We start from the raw sequence: 19226 nt of genomic DNA on the forward strand, positions 1-19226 counted from the left end.
CCCCTGGAAGAGGGCCTTGGCGCCCCAATCGGCGCATAACATCAGTCAGCCAAGGAGCTTAAAGAGAGCGACGCCGACGGGACTCGAACCCGCAACCACTGGATCGACAGTCCAGTACTCTAACCAATTGAGCTACGGCGCCGTGCCTGGATCGCCATCAAGGCGGCCGTGGGGCCGGCCTGCGGGCGGGGCATTGCTTGGGGACGGCGAGTACCCGACTGGATCGGTCTCACCGGGTCTCGAAATATAGTCGGAGTCGTCCCGGGGGACAAGCGGGGGGCCGGGCCGCGAAATTTGCGGCTTACTGCGGGGCCGGGGCGTCGGCCGGTTCTTGCGAATCTGCCGGCGCCGGCGGAGTCGGCGGCGATCCCTCGGAGCGAATTTGCCGGAGCAACTCCTGGAAGTCTTCACGGTCCTTCAAGGGGGCCCAAGGCTCGTCCGTCTCCAGGTCGTCGGCCGTCGGGCGAGACGAGAACAGGCTGCCAAAACTCGAACGGCGACGGATATACCCTCCCTGGCGGGCGGCTTCCAGTTCGGCAACAGCTTGCTGGGCGAGTCGTTCGATCAGCGGCCCGCGATCGGCCTCGGCCACGTCCGGCGACTGGGCGGCGACGGAAGCGGCGTAGGCCAGGGCGTCGGCGGCGACGAAGTGGTTCCGGGGCGCGCCGCCGTACTTGCCCCAGGCGACCGCCTGTTCGGCCAGATGGTCGAACCGCCCGCTGTCGGCCAGCTCGCGGAGCCCTCCCTCGCCGATCGACACGGACAGCAATTGCCGCATGGTCGCAGCCCCGAGGACGATCGTCCGGAACCCGGCCTGCAGCAGCAGGGCGTCCGACTTGTCTTTGAGGTCGTCCGAGATCTTCGCCACCGCGTCGAGTTCGCGCATCACGTCGGCCGGCCGGGTCTGATCCAAATAAATCGACGCCCGGTCGAGATGGAGCGAGCAGATTTGCAGCAGCGCTTGGCTGAACTCGGGGGCGATTGCGCGAATTGATTCAAATTGTCCCTGCGCCTGATCGTACAGAACGAGCGCGTCCTCGGGGCGTCCCGACTCGGCCTGTTGCGATGCAATCCGATAAGTCAGGTGCGCCACCGCCAAGCGGTTGTCGAGATTGCGATCGGCATGCACGGCCAATGCGCCGAGCAATTCCAGCGCAGCGTCGAATTCGGCCTGCGCCTCGTCGTCCAGCCCGCGTCCGCTCAACTCGACCCCCAGATTGCCGCGATAGCGTGCGAGGGCCAGTTTCAGATCCGTGCGCGCCGGGGCGCGAGCCGCGAGCTCGCCGACGAGCGCGACCGCACGGCGGATTAGGGCGAGTTGCACCTCGCCGGCGGCCTCGCTGTCGTCCGCCGGCGGCATCGAACCGAGCAGGAAGCACGCCTCGGCGAGCTCCTGACGATAGTGGGGCGCGTTGGGTTGCCGCTGGTCGAGTCGCGTCAGCGCTTCAACCGCTTCGACGAATGCAGCGCGCGACTCGGCGGCCTGATTATGCCGCCCCAGCAGTTCCGCTTGATAGCGAATCGTTTGCGCTCGGCTGAACGCGATGTCGTCGTTCTCGGGAAACTCGCGACAGAGCTCGTCGTAGACGGCGCGGGCTTCGGCGTGATCCGCACGGGCCGGCTCGAACTGCCAGAGCCCTTCCGAGGCGATCTTGGCGCGGCAGTTCAGAGCGCGGGCCAACCGTTGGCGGTAGTTGTGCCGGGCGTCAGCGTCGGTTGTCTTGGCAAGTGCGGTTCGCAGGAGGTCGACCTCGCGGCCGCGGCACTGGTTCGCTCCTGGGAAATCTCCCTCCTGCCGCAGCCGCTCCCCTTCAAGCCCCCACCCGTAGGCCAGCACGGCCGTGGTGTCGAGATCCTCGGGGCTGGCGTCGACCACCGACTGCAGCCCCTGCCGCGAAGCGGCCAAATGGGGCCCGGCCTCGGCGGTCCGCTGAGTGGTCGTCAGCAACTCGCCGATCGCCGCGCTGTTGACGGCGGCGCCTCGGCGGTACCGCAGATTGTCGGGGAAGTCGCGTTTGAGGCCCTCGAACACGTCGCGCGCCTTTTCGAACGCGGCGATCCCGTCGTCGACGCGGCCCAGCATCCAGTACGTGCTTCCGACGCGATACAGGGCCTCGCCCCGGTCGGCCCGGGCTTGCTCCGATTCTCCCGCTTGCTTGGCCAACGTTTCGTAGAAATCGAGCGCCGCTTCGAGCAAGCTGCCGCGCAGCTCCTCCATGCCGTAGCGCTGCAGCTCTTCGCGTTTGCTGAGCGACTCGTACTTGTCGAGCGACTCGCGCGCGAGTTCGAGCAGTTCCGCGTTTCGCTGGGCCTGATGGTCGGCCTCGGCCTTGGCGGCTACGGCCGTTTCTTTGGCCTCGCGTTCGCGCTGGTTGGCTGCGGTCAGCACGGCCACTCCCAGCAGGGCTGCGGCGAGCGATGCAAGCGTCACTCCGGCCAGCGTGCTGACCAGCGCCCGATGCTTTTTGATCCACCGCCGGGTGCGCGTGGCCAGCGGCTCCGGCATCGCCGCCACCGGCTCGTCGGCCAGCCACGCTTCCAGGTCGTCGGCCATCGCCTGCGGCGAGGAGTACCGATCCGCCGGGCGGACGGCCATTGCCTTCAAGCAGATCGCCTCCAACGCGCGCGGGATAACCGGTTTCACGCTCCGCGGCGGCGGAAACTCTCCCCGTTGGACCCGCTGCAGCACGACCCCCAGGTCGTTGTCCTCCTGCGGCGCCCGACCGGTGAGCAGCACGTACAACGTGGCGCCGAGACTGTAGACGTCGCTCGCCGGGCCGAGTTCGTCGAGTCGCCCGGCGGCTTGCTCGGGGCTCATGAACGCCGGGGTCCCCACGGCCGACCCCATCTGCGTCGGCGCACTGCCCGCCGAACCCGATGGCGTGAGGAGCGGCTCGGGGACGACGCGGACCGTCGATTCGGGCTGAGCAGGACGCATGCGGATCGTCGCCCCCGCCGAGCCGGTCGCTTTGGCGAGTCCCCAATCGACGACCAGCGTCTCGCCGTACTGCCCCAGCATGATGTTGCCGGGCTTGAGGTCGCGGTGCAGCACGCCGCGGCTGTGGGCGTACTCGATCGCATTGCACACGTCGATCATCCGACCCAGCAACCGCCGGAGCTGAATCTGCGACGCCGCGTCGCGCCAGCGGGGATCGGCGTCGCGGTGAAATCGTTCGATGGCGTCTCGTAGGCTGTCGCCGCGGATGAACCGCATGGCGTAAAACGGACGGCCGTCGGAGTACTGCCCCAAGCCGTAGATCGGGACGACCCCGGGATGCTCGAGCCCGCCGGTGATCTCCGCTTCCTGGAGAAACCGGGCGCGGCTGTCGGGGTCGTCGGCGTGCGAGTCGAGCAGTTCCTTGAGCGCCACCTCGCGGTTGAGCTCCCCGTCGCGAGCCACCGACACGCGCCCCAAGCCGCCGCTGGCATGGGGTCGCAGGATCGTGAAGCGGGCCTCTTCCTCGGCGCGCGGCCGGGGGGTCGCAACCGTCGCGTGGCGGTCCGGCGAATGCGGCGCCGCCGCGGGGATTCTCGCGAGGCTCGTCTGCAAATCGCGGTCGGCGACGCGGGCCAAATCGTCCCGCAGTCCCCCGGTGGAACTGATGGCGGCCAGGCTCTGTTCGACCCGCCCCCCGTGCTGCTCGATATGCTTGGCGACCAGCGCCGTCAGCAGTTCGCATGTTGCGTCGCTCAGCGCCCCCGCCTCGACAAGATGCTTGCCAAGCGGCTTGTCTTTGGCCAGCACCCATGCGTTCATCGCGGCGACGAGTTGCGTCGGCGTCGCAAAATCCATCTGCACCGCCAGGATGCCGAAGAGCAGGTTTTGGTCGGCGACGGCGGGAGACATACGGGCGACTTGATTTGCAATTCGCGGGGGGGACGAGGCGCCGTCGGTTCGGCCGGAGGAAGCAGGATTACTTGCCGGGCAATCGCCAGACGCTGGTGTCGCTCGTGGCGTCGGATTGGCGTTGAGCCTGGGCGTCGCGAGCGCGCCGTGCGAGCGCCGCCGAGGCCGCGTCGTCGATGAAGTCGGCCGCCAGCCGTTCGGCGCACTCGACCGCCCGGTCGATCTCTTCTCGCTCCAGCGCCTCGAGGGCTTCATTGTACCGCGTGCACCGACGTTCCCAATTCGCCGGTGGCGCAACGACGATCTCGAACAGGTCGATCGGCTGCTCGATGTTGACCACCCGCACGCGGGCCAAGCGGCGCGTCACGACGCTTGCGGGGAGGGCGGCGAGCGTGTCGCCGGTGATGAGGCACTCGGCGCCGAGGTATTTGGTCGCCCCCTGAACGCGACTGGCGACGTTGACCGCGTCTCCCAACGGGCCGTACTTGAACTTCTGTCGCGAGCCCGTGTTGCCGACCCGCGCCACCCCCGAGTTGAGCCCGATCCCCAGCCGCACGGAACTTCCCAGGACGTCGCGCCACCGGGCGTTGATCGCCGGGAGGGCCGCCAGCATGTCGCCGGCGGCGAGGCAGGCGAGCCGGGCGTGGTCGGCTTGTGCCAGCGGGGCGCCCCACATCGCCATCAGCTCGTCGCCAATGAAGTCGACCAGCACGCCGTCGTGCTGCAGCACGCACTCGCTGAGCGTGCTCATCGTGTCGTGAATCCAGGTCATCGTCCCCTCGGGGCCGAGTCGCTCGCTGACGTGACTGAACCCGCGGATGTCAGCGAAGAGAACGGTCACCCGGGCGTCCCGACCCTCGAGCAACTGCGGATCGCGCTGCAGTTGCGCCGCCAGTTGCGGGGTGAAGAATTGCTCGAACTGCACGCGCGCGGCTGCGGCGGCTTGTTCCTCCTTCACCCGCGCCAGGCCCGCGGCGACGCCGTTGGCCAACAGCTCGACGAGCTTCGCTTCGAACTCGCTGATCTGCGGCGACCCGGCTTGCGACCCGCCGCTGCGCCGGTCGCCGTACAGGGCGCCGATCACTTCGCCGGTTCCGTCGAGAATGGGCGCCGCGACGAGCGCTGCGACGTTCTGCAGGCTCTTCGGCGTGACCCCGGCGAAGACCGGCACGTGGCGAAACGTGCGGCGTTCGTTCGCCACGGCGTCGAGCAGCGTATAGCTGGGATCCCACGCCTGTCCTTCGGCGGTCGGATCGGGCCCATGGACCGCTTCGACCTGCCAACGTCCCGTCGGCTGTCGATTGAGCATCGCTGCCGCGTCGAGCCCGACGATCTTGACGACCGCCCGGGCGGCTTGCTCAGGGAAATCGTGCGAGTTGGCGGCGCTCTCGAAGACGTGCAGCACCGTTTCCAGCCACTGCAAGAGCGACGCTTCGGTGAACGATTCGCGCCCCATGCGGGCCAGCGAAGCCGGCTCGACCTGCCCATGGCCGGGCGGGACTGTCCGTTCGGGGAGTCCCTCGAGTTGCAGGTCGTCGTCCTCGACGGGGGGATCGACACGCGCCGCGTAATCGCCGAACTGCAGCAAAAACGGCGGTTCCAACAGCGCCGATTCGCCCGGCGCCAGGAGCTCTTGCGGCGAGATCTTGACCGGTTGCGACGCGCTGAGATTCGCGACCCGCACGCGACCTTTCTCGGCCAACTCCAGGCCGATGTGGGCGCGCGAGACCTCGACGTCGGCCAGCGGGGCGACGATGACCCGCCCGCGGCTGGACTGATCAAGTCTGGCCGCGGGATCGGGCTCCCCTTCCCGCTGGCGGCCTATTTCCAGGGGGGCGTCCAGCGTCGTCGCGAAGACCCGCCGCCGTTGGTGGTAGAACAGGACCGGGAACGGCGGAGCTTCGACAGACTCGGGTTCAGCTCCGGAGGAGGTCATGGGCCGGACGACGAGCGAGGGCAGGCATGCGGACGCGATTCGTCCATGGTAGCCGCCGACGGCCCCGGCTCAAAGTCGAGCCTGTGCGGAGCAGTCCCCGCCCAACCGGCCCTCGACCGCGTACGTGCCGCCCCTGAGGCAACCGCCGAGCGCTCCCATGACTCGCCAGCGAGGCGGTCAGGACCCTACTTGGGGGTGCGCTTCGTCTTCCGCTTCGGGGCTTCGCTGTTCTTGACGATCTCGAGCTTTGCGAGCGCCTCGCGTTTGCCGATGCCGCGGAGCGCCACCAGGGTCTCCAACTGAGCCAGTCGCGGGCGCGACTTGCCGTTTTCCCAGTTATAAATCGTCAGCGGGGTCACGCCGACAAGTTTGGCGTAATCGGCGGCCGAGAGCCCCGTGCGGCGACGCTGGGCTTTCACCGAGCGCGCCGAGAAGCGGACGTCGTTGCCGTCGCCGCTTACCACGGCGGCATTCGGAGAGGAAATCCGCTTGCGCTCTTGTCCTTCCAGAAAGACGATTTTCTTCTGAGCCGCGTTGATCTCGCGCTTAAGCGTCGCAATCTCGCGGCGAAACCGAGCGACCGACTGGGCGGTCGCGCCGGTCATCGACTTGACTTCCTTGCGTGCAAGACGGCGAATTTCATCCTTGAGGGCGACGACTAGGTTCGGCATCGATGGGGATCTCTATAGTGGGCGTGATAGTTGCAAACATGTATCCACCTTACTCTACTCGACGAAGCGAATTCGACAAGGGGCGCCCTCTCGCGCCCCGTGATTGTGCATTTGATCACTATTTCAGTTGGGCGAGAAAATATAAATGCCATCAAATTGATAGTTTTTGTGTTCCTGCGCACCGAACGCTCTTTCTTGCGAACAATGCGGCAGCTAAGATTTGATCGATCCAGTGAGACCCACGGCAGCCGACTCGGATTCTTCCTCCCCGTAGAATACCGAAGACAACCGCGTCGGCAGCTTGCCGCGCGGACAGTCGAGGAATTCGGTACGATCACGCATAGCAGGGGTGATACCGCGTGGTCGACTTTTCGGCCCGCGGCTGGGCCCGATCAAGGCAAGGCGTCGTCATGTTTGCTCGCGCCGCGGGGATTGTGCTGGTCGTGGGGCTCTTGGGCGGCTTAATCGTCTATAGCCAGGTTCGTCCGATTGCGGATCGCGTGTCCGGCATCATCGAAGCCGACGAGATTCGAATCGGGTCGCGGGTCGGCGGTCGAGTGCAACACGTTCTGGTCGAGGAAGGGGATCGCGTCGAAGCGGGGCAGTTGCTCATTGAACTGGAACCGTTCGACCTGCGCGATCAACTCGCCGAGGCCGAGGCGAGTTACGCGGCGCGGGACGCCGATCTGCGGCGAATGGAGGCGGGCTTTCGGGCCGAGGAGATCGGACAGGCCGCCGCGCGCTACGACCAACTCCAGGCCCGGCTCGACGGTCTTCGCGCCGGGCCGCGGCAGCAAGAAATCGACGTCGCTCGAGCGCGGCTGGCAGTCGCCCGATCTCAGCAGCGGTATGCGGCCGACAGTTTCGCGCGAGTGCAGGCGTCGCGGGCGTCCAACGCGGCGTCGCCCCAGGACCTCGACCAAGCCCAGGCCGTGCTCCAGGCGGCCGAGGGGGAACTGCAAGCTCGCCTCGAAGAGCTCAGCCTCTTGGAAGCGGGAACTCGCGAGGAGGAGATTCGCGAGGCCGAGGCAATGGTCGCCGAGGCGAAGTTCGCCGCCGAATTGACGGAGAAAGGGTATCGCCAGGAAGACGTCGAAGCGGCAGCAGCCAGCCGCGACGCAGCAGCCGCCCAGGTTTCGGCCATTAAAGCCCGGCTTGAGGAGCTTGCGATCCGAGCGCCGCTGGCCGGGGTCGTCGAGTCGCTCGACGTTCGCAAGGGCGATCTGGCCGTGGCGGGGGGGCCCGTGCTGGCCTTGGTTGACGACAGCCGACTGTGGGTCCGGGCCTACGTGCCGGAATCGCGGCTCGATCTGGTCGATGGGTTGCGAGTCGAGGTCGGGGTCGACAGCGCTCCCGGCGAGCGTTTCGCGGCAACCATCACTTTCATCTCCCGGCAGGCTGAGTTTACCCCTAGCAATGTTCAGACTCCCGAAGAGCGCGTGAAGCAAACCTTCCGAATTAAGGCCACGTTGCTCGAAGGGCTCGACCGCTTGCGGCCCGGGATGCCGGCCGACGTGTGGTTGTCGCCAGCAGGCCGAGCCCCATGAATCTCGCTCAGCCGGACATCGGTGCGGAGGCGCCGGCCATTGACGTCCGCGGGCTCACGCGCCGATTCGGCGAGATCGTCGCCGTCAGCGACGTGAGATTTCAGGTTCGCCGCGGCGAGATCTTCGGCCTGCTAGGGCCTAACGGCAGCGGCAAGAGTACGATCATTCGAATGCTGCTGGGGATCCTCTCCCCCAGTTCCGGCGCCGCGACTGTCTTGGGGCTCGACGCCCGGCACGACGCCGAACTCGTGAAACGTCGCATCGGCTACATGTCGCAACAGTTCAGTCTGTATGCGGACCTGTCGGTGGCCGAGAACCTCAATTTTTACGGCCGAATCTACGGGCTAAGCCCCGCGCGGCTGGCGGAGCGGCGCGCCGCGGTGCTCGAGCTCACGGGGTTGGGCGATCGGACCGCGCAGTTGGCCGGAACGCTCTCGGGAGGCTGGAAGCAGCGACTCGCACTCGCGTGTGCGCTGATCCATGAGCCCGAGATCCTCTTTCTCGACGAACCGACTGCGGGGATCGATCCGGTGGCACGGCGGCAGTTGTGGGATCTGTTGTTCGAGCTGTCCGGCCAAGGCGTCACGCTGTTCGTGACCACCCACTACATGGACGAAGCCGAACGCTGTACGCACGTGGGGTACATCTATCTCTCGCGGCTGCTCGTGCTGGGGAAGCCGGACGAGCTGAAGCTGCTGCCCCAAGTCACCCCGCCAGGCGCGGCCCGGTACGAATTGCGGCTCCCGCGGCCCGCCGAGCGATTGCCTGAGCTGCGCGCCCTCGCCGGCGTGCGCGACGCGACCTTGTTCGGCGAGACGGTCCACGTGATGGTCGACGAGAGCGTATCCCCCGAGCAACTGATCGCTCAACTTCGAGTCCCGGCCGGCCAGGCGACGGCTCGACCCGCGACGCCGACCTTGGAGGACGTGTTCGTCGCCCTCACTCGCGAAGCGGATCTCCGCCCGCCCGACGACCAGCCCCGCGACTCGGGGCGGCCGCGGGCGAACTCGGGCGTCACCGGGCCGACGCCGGAGCGGGACCTCGACAAGCCGGGCATGAACGCGAACGGACCAGCAGCCGAATCCGGTTCCCGCGGCGAACCCCCGGCTCCGTCGCGACGAGGGCGAACTCCGGGTCGCGCCGCCGACGGCCTCTGGGCGGTGCTCGTCAAGGAGTTCGTCCACATCCGCCGCCAGCCAGCGACGATTTTCTTCATGCTCGTCGTGCCGGTCATGCAGACGATCATCTTCGGCTACGCGATCGACACGCAGGTCGAGCATATCCCGCTGGCGGTGTTCGACATGGACGGTCGGCTTCACAGCCGCGAACTCGTCGAGGCGTTCGTCAACACGAATCGCTTCGATGTGGTGCGGCGCGTCTACGACGACGAGTCGTTCGAGCGGGCGCTCGTTGCGGGCGACGCCAAGGCGGGGCTGCGCATCCCCCCGAACTACACCGACCAACTCGTCCGCGGCGAACAAGCGACCGTGCAAATGCTCATCGACGGCAGCGACTCGCAGGTCGCCACGACGGCGCTCAACACGTCGCAGCTTTTGGGGCTTAACCTGTCGATCAAGCTGTCGCGGCGCAAGGCCGAGGCGGCGCAACTCGCACCGGCGCGCGGTCCCGCGGGGGGCGCCGAGCTGCCGATCGACGTGCGTCCGCGGTTATTGTTCAATCCCGATCTGAAAAGCGCCCACTTCTTCGTCCCGGGGCTGGTCGGGATCATCCTGCAACTCGTGACGCTGTTTCTCACCTCGTTCGCGATCGTCCGCGAGCGAGAGCTTGGCACGCTGGAGCAATTGTTCGTCACCCCTGTCGGCCGGCAGGGCCTGCTGCTTGGCAAACTGATTCCCTACGCGGCGGTCGGCTTCGTCGAGACGCTCATCGTCTTGACCGTCATGATCTACGTCTTCGGGGTCCCCGTTCGGGGCGACGTCGGGCTGCTCTTGTCGCTGGCGATGCTGTTCATGATTTGTTCGCTGGGGCTGGGGCTCTTGGTGTCGACTCTCGCCAAGACGCAGGTCGAGGCGGTGCAGTTCGCGTTCATTATCATGCTTCCTTCAGTGCTGCTCTCGGGCTTCGTGTTTCCCCGCAGTCAGATGCCCTGGCCGATCTATCTGGCGACGTTCGGCATCCCCGCCACGTACTTCATCGAGATCCTTCGCGGGATCATTCTGCGGGCCGCGGGGTTGCGCGAACTGGCTCCGTCAGTCGTCGGGCTGATCGTCTGCGGAACGGTTGTGCTGGGGCTGAGCGTCGCTCGGTTCCGCAAGCAGTTGGAGTGAACTGTCGCCGACGGCCTGGTCGGCGCTGCGGCGCGGCGAAAGCGACGTGCGTTTGCGAGGGTTCCCTGCGCAAAACGAATCCTCCCGCGGCGCGTACCGCTAGTAGAATGAATGCCGGAAGTCGCCCGTTCGTCGCCGAGGTCGCCGCTCGATGCATCGCCGCTTGACTCACGGACTCGTCGGGGCCTGCCTCGCCCTCCCCTGCTTCGCCCAGGCCGCGATCACGCTCGACGCGAACTTTGATTCCGGCTCGCTCAAGAGCTACTCGGTCTCCGGCAATACGATTTCGCTCGTCGGGCGCGACACCTTCGCCGGCAGCGGCAACAATCTCGGCAGCGGCAAGTGGCGGTGGTTGTATTTCAAGGCTACCGGCGTGGAGAACGTCCTTCCCACGTTTTCCATTAGCCGCAATTTCGCGGGCGACTTGACCCCCGGGCCGCACGAGTTGACCGACCACCAGATGGTCTACTCCTACGACGGCGTCAATTGGTCGTACTTCAACAACAACACCCTTGGCTCGGTCAATTACGTATTCTCCAACGCCCAGGCGTTCACGCAGAACGAAGTCTACGTCGCCTACGCCCTCCCCTACTCTTACGGCCAGTCCGTCGCTCACGCCCAGCAAGTGCTGGCGACCCCCTGGGCCCAGCCGACCCTGTCGGGCGACGCGAACGGCGTTATCGGACAGTCGCCCGCAGGAGTCGACGACCTGGGGCGGAGCATCCCTGCGCTCGAACTGTACGCCTATCGCATCACCAATCCCGCCACGGACGGCTCGACGACCAAGCGGCGAGCCTTGCTCGCGACCGGTCAGCACGCGGCCGAGACGCTCGGCATCCGGACGCTCGAGGGCCTCGTCGATTGGCTCGTCTCCGAGGACCCGCGGGCGGCGGCTTTGCGCGATCGGGCCGAGTTCTTCGTCTACCCGATGTTGAACGCTTCGGGGCGCTACGCGGGCCTCACTCGGGCGATGCTTCAGCATCCCAACACCGACAGCAACGGCTATTGGAACCCGTCGTTGTGGACGAACCGCATCGAGCAGCGAATCCACGGCGAGGCGATGCTGGCGGACCTGCAGCCCTCGCCGACCAACCGGCTCGACGTGGCGATCGATTTTCACTCGTCGGTGCCCGACTACGAAATCATCGGGCCGAACGGCGAAGGGACCAGCGGGCGCGACGATTGGGGATACATCAAGACGGGCCAAGGGGACCATCTCAACCCGGTGTGGGTCAACTTCCGCACGCTTCAGCCCAACGTGTTGCAGGTCACCTCCGGCGGGGGGAGCAACACGACGATCGGGTTCTCCCAGAATTACCTCTACGCCGATCTCGACGTCACGTTCGAGAACCAGTTCGCCATCAGCCGCCCCTCGTCGTACTATCACGATCTCGGCAAGAACTGGGGACTGGCGATGTACCAAGCGTGGGTCCAGGTCGGCGAACCGTTGGCCGGGGACTTCGACGAGGACGGCGAAGTGGACGCGGCGGACTTGGCGGCGTGGCAGGCCGGCTTCGGAATCTCAGCCGGGGCCGCCCATTATCAGGGAGACGCCACGGGCGAGGGGATCGTCGACGGGGCCGACTTCCTCGCTTGGCAGCGGCAACTCGGCTCTCCCGTCGGCAGCGCCAACGCGAGCATCGTTCCCGAACCGGGGACGACATTCCTGCTGGCGATCGGCTGGCTCCTTGGCCGGCGGGCGATTCGCTCGCGACGCTACAGCAGGTGACGATCGCCGCGGCTCCAGTGCGCAAATGCATCGTCCGCGGCCGACCATTCGGCGACGAAGCGATCGTTCGCTCGCCGTGAGCTTCGCCAGGGGGCTTGATCCCCCTCGGCCCGACGACGCAGCCAGTTTCCGTCCTCGTCGGGGTCGAACGCTCGACTTGGAAAGCGACCGACCGCGAGCGCCTCGTCGACAAGAGGCGCCTCGTTCGCGTCCGCCTCGGCAGGGCGTTCAGCCACGGACCACGCGGCCAAAGCGACCAGATCGTCGGCCGACAGGGCTGCGGCCGCGACTGTCGTCGGCGCCGCGCCGAAGTACTCCTGCCATAGCCCCAGATCGCCCGCGTCGACGACCCCGTTTTGATTGCCGTCGGCCCCGTGCCCGGCGGGGACGGCGGGGGAGCCGAACTGCCGCTGCCAGGCGAGGAAGTCGGAGCCGTCGACGGTCTGATCGCCGTTGTAGTCGCCGGGGGTCGCCGGCACTTGGAAGCTCGCTTCGACCAGCCCCGACCATAACCCGCCCGAAGTTCGCAGTCGAGCCTTCACGGTCGTGTTCGAGCCGAGCGCCACGGCCCCGGTGTAGACCTGCACCGCCGACGAGGGATTGACCCCGCCGCCGATTGTCCGCGGATCGGTGACGCCGTCGAGCGTGTAGTAAATTGTTCCGCCGATGCCCGACATCGTCAGGGCGAAATTGGCCGGTACGTCCCCTCCGTGCTGATTGAACACCGGCGCGGCGAACGTCGTGAACAACCCGTCGCCGCGAAGCTGATTGAGCACGATCGTGCCGCGGGCCGGAAAGTAAGTGTTCAGCAGCCAGTTGATCTCGTTCTGCCAAGTGGTCTTGTTGCGGGGCGGTTCAACCTGGGCGTCGCCCCAGCGGGCGGCCTCGGCGATGATCGCCGGCTCGACCTGGACCACCCGCTCCATCATCCGGGCGACGTTGTTGGCCACAGTGAGCGGGCCGCCGTTGAAGAAATACTCTTGCGTCTTGTCGATGAACTTCTGGCGGTACTCGAGGTGGCCCAGCAAGTCCTGGTGCAGGTACTGCGGGTTGAACTGGGCGTATTCGCTTTCATTGCCGAAATTGAACGGTCCGGTCCGATCGATCGACGCCGACCCGTGCAGCGTGCCGGCCGCCCCCAGCGAATGTTCGTTGTCGTGCACGAAGAACTGGAAACCGCGATCGGCGGCGGTTCGGTTGTAGATGCCGAACCAATTGTTCGCCTTGTTGTTGCCCAAAAACTGCGAGATGCCCGAGTCGTATCCCCCGGTGTAGATGATCACCATCATGAAGTCGATGAGATTCTCGACGTCGAGCAGCACAGGCAAATTCGGATTGCGCGTGCCGTCGGGATTGAGCCCCTGCATCGTCCAGTACACGTCGGCGTTGGCCGTGGGATTGGCGGCAAGCAGCTCGCCGTAGTCGAACAGTTGTCGCCAGGCAAGATCGTTGCCGTCGGCCAACTCGGTGCCGCCGACGTCCCCCAGTCCGTGCTTGACGACGTCGTAGTCCGACTCGTCCCCGCCGAAGTAGGACTCGCCGTAGAATTTCTCGACGCGCTCCTGCGTCTCGAACAGTCCCCAATAGACCCCGTCCAGATACAGGTGATAGTACCGGCTGCGGGTGTAGGGTTGGTCCAGGTCGCGCTGCAAATCGCGACTGAACTCCTCGCGCGTGAACGTGTTCTGCAGGTTTCCCTCGGACGACCAAGAGTAATTCTGCGCCGTGCGGAGATCAATGACGTCGAAGACGTCGACCCCCTCGTCGCCGAAGAGCGGATAGCGAAGCCGCGAATCCCCGTACTCGCCACGAAAGTAGAGTCGGAACGCGTGCTTCGGGTTGAAATCGTTGCGGCTGTACCCGCCGCGGATTCGCAACCCGGCGTTCACCATGAAACCGTCGGAGCCGTCGGGATTGATCAGCTCGACGCTCGCCGCACGTTCCCAGTCGCGACCGCGGTAGGTCGCGTTCACGTAGATGCCGGTCGCCGGGTGAAACAAATTCGCCAGATCGGTCGTGATCGAGAGCGACGGGATCGACGCCAGCGAATCCTTAACCGCCTGGGCCCCGTACAAGCTGATAATGTTGGGGTCGATGCCGTAGTCCATCCGCTGGCCGTTCAGTCCGTCGGGCGCCCAGCCCGCCGGGGTTTCGCCGTTGGGCGATTGGGTGATGACGTCGTCGAGAAACAGATACGTACTGGCCGACACGAACGAAGGGGTGTAATCCAACTTGAACGCCGTCGCCCGCAGCGTGGTCGTCCCCGAGACGATGATCGGCTGCGTGTAGAGCTGGCCGTTGGTTACGGTCAGATTCGCGCTCGCCGCCGGGGTCGAGCCGTCCGTCGTGTAAACGATGATCGCTCCGGGCGTGGGGGTCGACAGCGAAACGATTTGCGTCGAGTCGTACAGCCCGTGCGGGACGCTGAAGGCGACCTGCTCGGCGAACCCCGCGACGTTCGTCCCCGCGTTGGCGTACCCCGGCGTCGCCTGATAGAAATAGCCAAGGTCCTCCGGAACGACGATCGAGGCGCTCTGGGCCACGAGCTCCGGCAGGATCAACATGTCGCTCCCCGCGGGGAAATTCAGCCCGTGGATCGCCAGCACGTTCTGACCAATCCGCAACTGCGGAATCGCGAAACTGACGTCGAAGTCGCGAAAAATCTTGGCCTCCGAGTCGGCTCGGCCGCCCGACGCCTGCGAGTTCCACTGGACAGTCTCGGGAGCAAACGCCTCGGCCACTTTCACGCCGTTGACGTATGCGACGAACCCGTCGTCGTACTTCATCCGCAACTGCAGCCGTCCGATTCCTCCCAGCGTCGTCAGTTCGAAAGGAATCCGGATGTAGGCCGACGCGGTTCCGGACGGCACTGTCGTGCCGATCTCGTTGACGAAGTTGACCGAGTCGCCGGGGCTGTCTTCATAGCCGACGCCGGTCGGGCCGACGATCGTGAACGCCGCGTCGTTGAAGTCGACCCCCTTCCAGGTCGCGTCGAACATGTTGCTGGTGGGGATCCAGACTTTGGCCTGGGCGCCGGAGGCGACCACCGTCGTGGTCGCCCCGTCGAGTGCCATCGCCCGGCCGTAGGAAATGTCCTCGAATTGGGAGGGAAACTGCGGCGCGAACTGGTCGATGATCGTCGTGCCGTCGGCCGCGACAAGGGCCAAGTACTCGCCCCCCGCGGACAGGGCGAAGTTCGTATGCACTTCGCCGTTCGGCTTGACGGTGTTCTTGTTCGACGCGAAGACGATCCGATACCCGCCCCCCGGCAGGACCGTCCCCGCGGGGAACGTCCACTTCACGAGGTTGTTGGCGTTGTCGGTGAGATGGAGCCCGCCGAGGTCGACCGAGTCGACCCCCGGGTTGTAGATTTCCAGCCAGTCGGACGAGTCGCCGTCGTAGTCGTCGAGGCTGTCGTCGTTCGAGGCGACGAACTCGGTGATCCGCAGCAGCGAGGCGTCCAGCGCGATCCGCGGCTCGAGAGCTTCCATGCCCAACCGCCGGTCCCGACCAGTGCGCGAAGTCGTCTTCATCGAGGGCCTTGCCTGGGGTGCGAGGCGGTCGACGCCTGCTGCTGGTAAAGAGAAAAAAGAGGAGGGGGGCGCACAGGCACGCGAGACTCCGCAGTCCCAGCCTGAACTTAGCAAGTTCGGCAGATTCTTGCGCTCTCGCGTCAGGAAGAAGTACTACCGACGACGCCGCACCCATCCGACGAGGCATCCGGTCGCGAGCAATGCCCAGGTCGATGGCTCGGGGATGACATAGCGGCCCGGGTTGCCGATGTCGCCTGCCGGGTTTGCAATCGAACCCCAGGCGTCGCCGACGACCGACAAGGACCACAAGGCCGGGTCGTTGGCGCCCAACGCCGCCGGCGAGAGCGGATTGCCGCTGACGCCGTTGGTGCGAATCGTGCCGGCAAAATCCTGGTCGCCGTAGGTGAGCCGATCGACGAGCGTCATCGCCGCGTCGTAGATGTTGATTTCGTCGTTGCGCCCCAGATTGGCCGTGTTGCCGCCGATGATCTTCACCGACGGGGGCAGTCCCCACGCCGTGGCGAAGTTCTCCGCCGTGTCGTCGGTCAAAATCACTGATTCGCCCGGCGCCACCACGCCGAAATCGCTTAACGAAATCGTACCGGCGTTGTCGCTGTCGTCGTCAAAGCTCCAGCCGGTCATGTCGATCGGCGAGCCTCCGAGGTTCGTCAGCTCGACAAACTCGCCGATGCTGCCCGTTGCTCGGCCGTTGTACATCCACTCGGTGATTCGCATGGCCGCCGAAGCCGAGGGCGCCGCCGAGAAAATGCCAAGGGCGACGATTGCCGCGAGACGAGTTCGCTGGAGAAAAGAACGGATCATTGCCGAGCCTCCGGTTCACGAGACGAAAACCACAAGATGAAGAACAGATGAAGTCGCGTGGACAAGCAGCGCAAAAAGAGCCAAAAAAGGCTCGCCGTGCGCTTCTCATTGTAGCAGCCGTGCAAATGCACCACAAACGGCGGGGGACGGCGATAGTAATACCATTTGCGCCCTTGGAAGGGTGGCTGGGGTCGCAGCGCAGCGGAGCCCCCAGGGAATCCGCTGGGGGCTCACTTCGTTCGACCCCAGCCATCCATCACTTTGGCATACGGCATCACTACCGGGACGTCTGATCAGGCGATGCCGGGTCGTCGTCTGGAGTCGAGCGGGTAGAGCAGGAGGGAGCCCCGCGTCAATCGCGAAGAATCGTCCCCGCGCGCAAATTCGCTCACTCCGCCGCGATGTTCGCAAACCCCCTGCGGCAGTGCACCCTTCGCGTTTCTGGCGGTTCAGGAGCGAGGCCGATCGTCGCGCTACGATCCCAGCTCTGCGAAATCGCTCGCCATCGCGTCGCGCTGCCGGGCGACCATGTCGGCGTACGCCCCGCCGCGGGCCAGCAGATCCGTGTGGGACCCTTGCTCGACGACCCGGCCCGCGTCGAACACCAGGATGAGGTCCGCCGCCGCGACCGTGCTCAGCCGATGGGCGATGACGAACGTGGTGCGGGTGTGCATCAACTCGTCCAGCGACTGTTGGATGAGCTGCTCGCTGGCCGTGTCGAGATTGCTGGTCGCCTCGTCGAGGATCAGGATCTGCGGATCGGCGAGCAAGGCCCGCGCGATCGACAGCCGCTGGGCTTGTCCGCCGCTCAACCGGACGCCCCGCTCGCCGATCACGGCGTCGTATCCGTCGGCCAACTCGGCGATGAATTCGTGGGCGTTCGCCCGTACGGCCGCCTCGACCACCTCGTCGAGCGTCGCCCGGGGACGACCGTAGGCGATGTTCTCGCGGATCGAGCCGTCGAACAAGAACGTGTCCTGCTGAACGACGCCTAGCAGTTGTCGGTACGACGCCAGTCGCAGATCGCGCACATCGACGCCGTTGAGCAGGATTCGTCCCGAGGTCGGGTCGTGAAACCGGGCGATGAGATCGGTGACGGTCGTCTTGCCGGCCCCGCTCCGTCCGACCAGGGCGACGACGCTTCCCCCCGGGACCGTGAGATTGAGATCGCGCACGACCGGCGAGCCTGGCTCGTACTCGAAATCGACGTGTTCGAAGCGGAGTTCTTCGACCCGCCGCGGGGCGGGGAGCGCGTCAGGGCGATCGGGCTTCTCGGCCGGCGATTCGAGGACCTCGAACACCCGCTCCATCCCCGCGAGCGAGCGCTGCATTTCGCTGAACGAGTTGACGATTTGCCACACCGGCTCCAGCAGCAGCATCGTGTACCACTGAAAGGCCCAGATGTCGCCGATCGTCGCGTCGCCGGCGATCATCATCCAGCCCCCCATCCACACGATCACCACGTTCATGCCCGCCAGCAGCAGCCCCCAGCACGACCACAACGCCAACTCGCGCCGGTGGGCGAACATCTCCTTGCGGGCGATCGTGTGCCGACCGGCGAGATAGCCGGCCTTCTCGCGCACTTCCCGCTGGAACGACCGGACCACGCGGATCCCGCCGAACGTTTCGCTCACCCGGGCGTCGATCGCCGCGTTTTCCTTGCGCATCGAGCGGTAGATCGGCCGCACCCGTCCGGCGATGATCGTGCTCAGGATCACCGCCGGCGGCAGGATGCAGATGGCCGTCAGCGCCAGCCGCCAATTGATCGCCAGCAGAATCCCCACGGCCACGGTCAGCCGCAACAACGACACCGCGGGCGAGATGATCGCCAACTGCAACAGCCCCGAAGTGCGGTCGATGTCGCCGGTCAAGCGGCTGATGATGCCGCCGGTCTTCATGGTCGTTATCTGCTCGAGCGGCAACCGCAACAGCCGCTCGTACAACGCTCGGCGGAGCGACTGAACGACCCGTACGTTGAGCAGTCGCTGGCGCATGTTCCGCGTCGCTTCGACCCCTTTGGCCAGGACGATGAACGCCAGGAACCCGCCCCCCAGCATGGTCAGCAGGCGGTATTTGTCATCGCGCGGCAGGTCGTCGCGAGTCAGCACCCCGTCGACGATCTGCCGCATGAACAGCGGCTGAGCCATGTCGAGCACGGCGACCGCCACTGCCAAACCGGTCAATAACGCCGCGTCGCGACGATGGGGGCGCAGCCACGCGGCGTACTGCCGCATGTAGCGCCGCCGCTCGGGCCGCTCGGCCCGGTCGCTGCTGTCGCCGGAGGGGCCGTACTCCTCGGCGGCGAATTGCTCGGTCCGCTTCTCGCGGTAGGCTTGGCGAAAGCGTTCGAACCGGCGACGGGAAGACTGGTGGTGATACAACGCGAAGGGCCCAAAGCAAGCATCCAAGCCGTGCGGCCCGCGGACGACGCATGCCGCGGAACAACGATACAGTGTTGCAGTCGCAACCACGCGGACAAGAGCGCCGACGGAGAAGCTCCTGCAGGCCGGAATCGTCCCGGATCCCGCAGACGAGGATCGCCCCGCGCTGGCCGTCTGTCCTCCCCTGCCCGGGCAGCGTATAACCTAGTGCTTTGTCGGCTCGACGATTTCGGGCTGGCGAGGCGCAACCTGTTGACGGAGAGAGACGTTGCGTCGTCGCCAACCCGAAATCTAGCCTGTCTCAAAGCGCGAGATTGCGCCGGAAGACCTCGTTCCAGCCAGGGGGGCAGGACGAGGCGTCGCAATGACGAATGACAAGCGCCCGTAGCTCAGCCGGATAGAGCAGCGGATTTCTAATCCGCCGGTCGGAGGTTCGAGTCCTCCCGGGCGTGCTGGCCGGCTGCGGCCAACC

At 66.0% G+C, this 19226-nt stretch carries 9 protein-coding genes and 2 tRNA genes; 4 read left to right on the plus strand and 7 right to left on the minus strand.

The genetic code is table 11. The annotated features are described in order from the left end of the window. Positions 1-68: 68 nt before the first annotated feature. From KF688_03500 to KF688_03515, 4 genes are all read right to left on the minus strand, one after another. Positions 69-142: transfer RNA gene (locus KF688_03500), tRNA-Asp, on the minus strand. Positions 143-301: 159 nt separating this feature from the next. Continuing rightward, positions 302-3847: a serine/threonine protein kinase gene (locus KF688_03505; GenBank protein ID MBX3424726.1), complete on the minus strand. Its 3546-nt coding sequence runs from the start codon at positions 3845-3847 to the stop codon at positions 302-304. Between the two features lie 67 nt (positions 3848-3914). Continuing rightward, positions 3915-5783 carry an adenylate/guanylate cyclase domain-containing protein gene (locus KF688_03510; protein ID MBX3424727.1) on the minus strand — a complete coding sequence of 623 codons (1869 nt, stop codon included), beginning with the start codon at positions 5781-5783 and terminating at the stop codon, positions 3915-3917. A 185-nt stretch (positions 5784-5968) separates the two neighbouring features. Then, complete coding sequence (locus KF688_03515) at positions 5969-6454, minus strand: helix-turn-helix transcriptional regulator (protein MBX3424728.1); 486 nt, start codon at positions 6452-6454, stop codon at positions 5969-5971. A 410-nt stretch (positions 6455-6864) separates the two neighbouring features. Between KF688_03515 and KF688_03520 the strand changes: the two genes are divergently transcribed. From KF688_03520 to KF688_03530, 3 genes are all read left to right on the plus strand, one after another. Next, positions 6865-8001, plus strand: a complete 1137-nt coding sequence (locus tag KF688_03520) for an HlyD family efflux transporter periplasmic adaptor subunit (GenBank protein ID MBX3424729.1) — start codon at positions 6865-6867, stop codon at positions 7999-8001. Then, on the plus strand, positions 7998-10289 hold the full coding sequence (locus tag KF688_03525; protein MBX3424730.1) for an ABC transporter permease: 2292 nt from the start codon (positions 7998-8000) through the stop codon (positions 10287-10289). Before KF688_03520 ends, KF688_03525 begins: the two co-directional genes overlap by 4 nt. Before the next feature lie 151 nt (positions 10290-10440). Next, entirely contained in the window at positions 10441-12018 is a 1578-nt protein-coding gene (locus KF688_03530) for a hypothetical protein (GenBank protein ID MBX3424731.1), read from the plus strand. Here the strand turns inward: KF688_03530 and KF688_03535 are convergent. The 3 genes from KF688_03535 to KF688_03545 all read right to left on the minus strand — a co-directional run bounded on the left by KF688_03535 (position 12006) and on the right by KF688_03545 (position 18754). Continuing rightward, positions 12006-15551: a chitobiase/beta-hexosaminidase C-terminal domain-containing protein gene (locus tag KF688_03535; protein MBX3424732.1), complete on the minus strand. Its 3546-nt coding sequence runs from the start codon at positions 15549-15551 to the stop codon at positions 12006-12008. The genes KF688_03530 and KF688_03535 overlap by 13 nt on opposite strands. Before the next feature lie 153 nt (positions 15552-15704). Then, entirely contained in the window at positions 15705-16373 is a 669-nt protein-coding gene (locus KF688_03540; protein ID MBX3424733.1) for a lamin tail domain-containing protein, read from the minus strand. A gap of 473 nt (positions 16374-16846) precedes the next feature. Next, positions 16847-18754: an ABC transporter ATP-binding protein gene (locus KF688_03545; protein ID MBX3424734.1), complete on the minus strand. Its 1908-nt coding sequence runs from the start codon at positions 18752-18754 to the stop codon at positions 16847-16849. 378 nt (positions 18755-19132) lie between these two features. Here KF688_03545 and KF688_03550 point away from each other — a divergent pair. Next, positions 19133-19206: transfer RNA gene (locus tag KF688_03550), tRNA-Arg, on the plus strand. The last annotated feature ends 20 nt before the right edge of the window (positions 19207-19226 follow it).

The organism is Pirellulales bacterium (assembly GCA_019636345.1).
Classification (GTDB): domain Bacteria; phylum Planctomycetota; class Planctomycetia; order Pirellulales; family Lacipirellulaceae.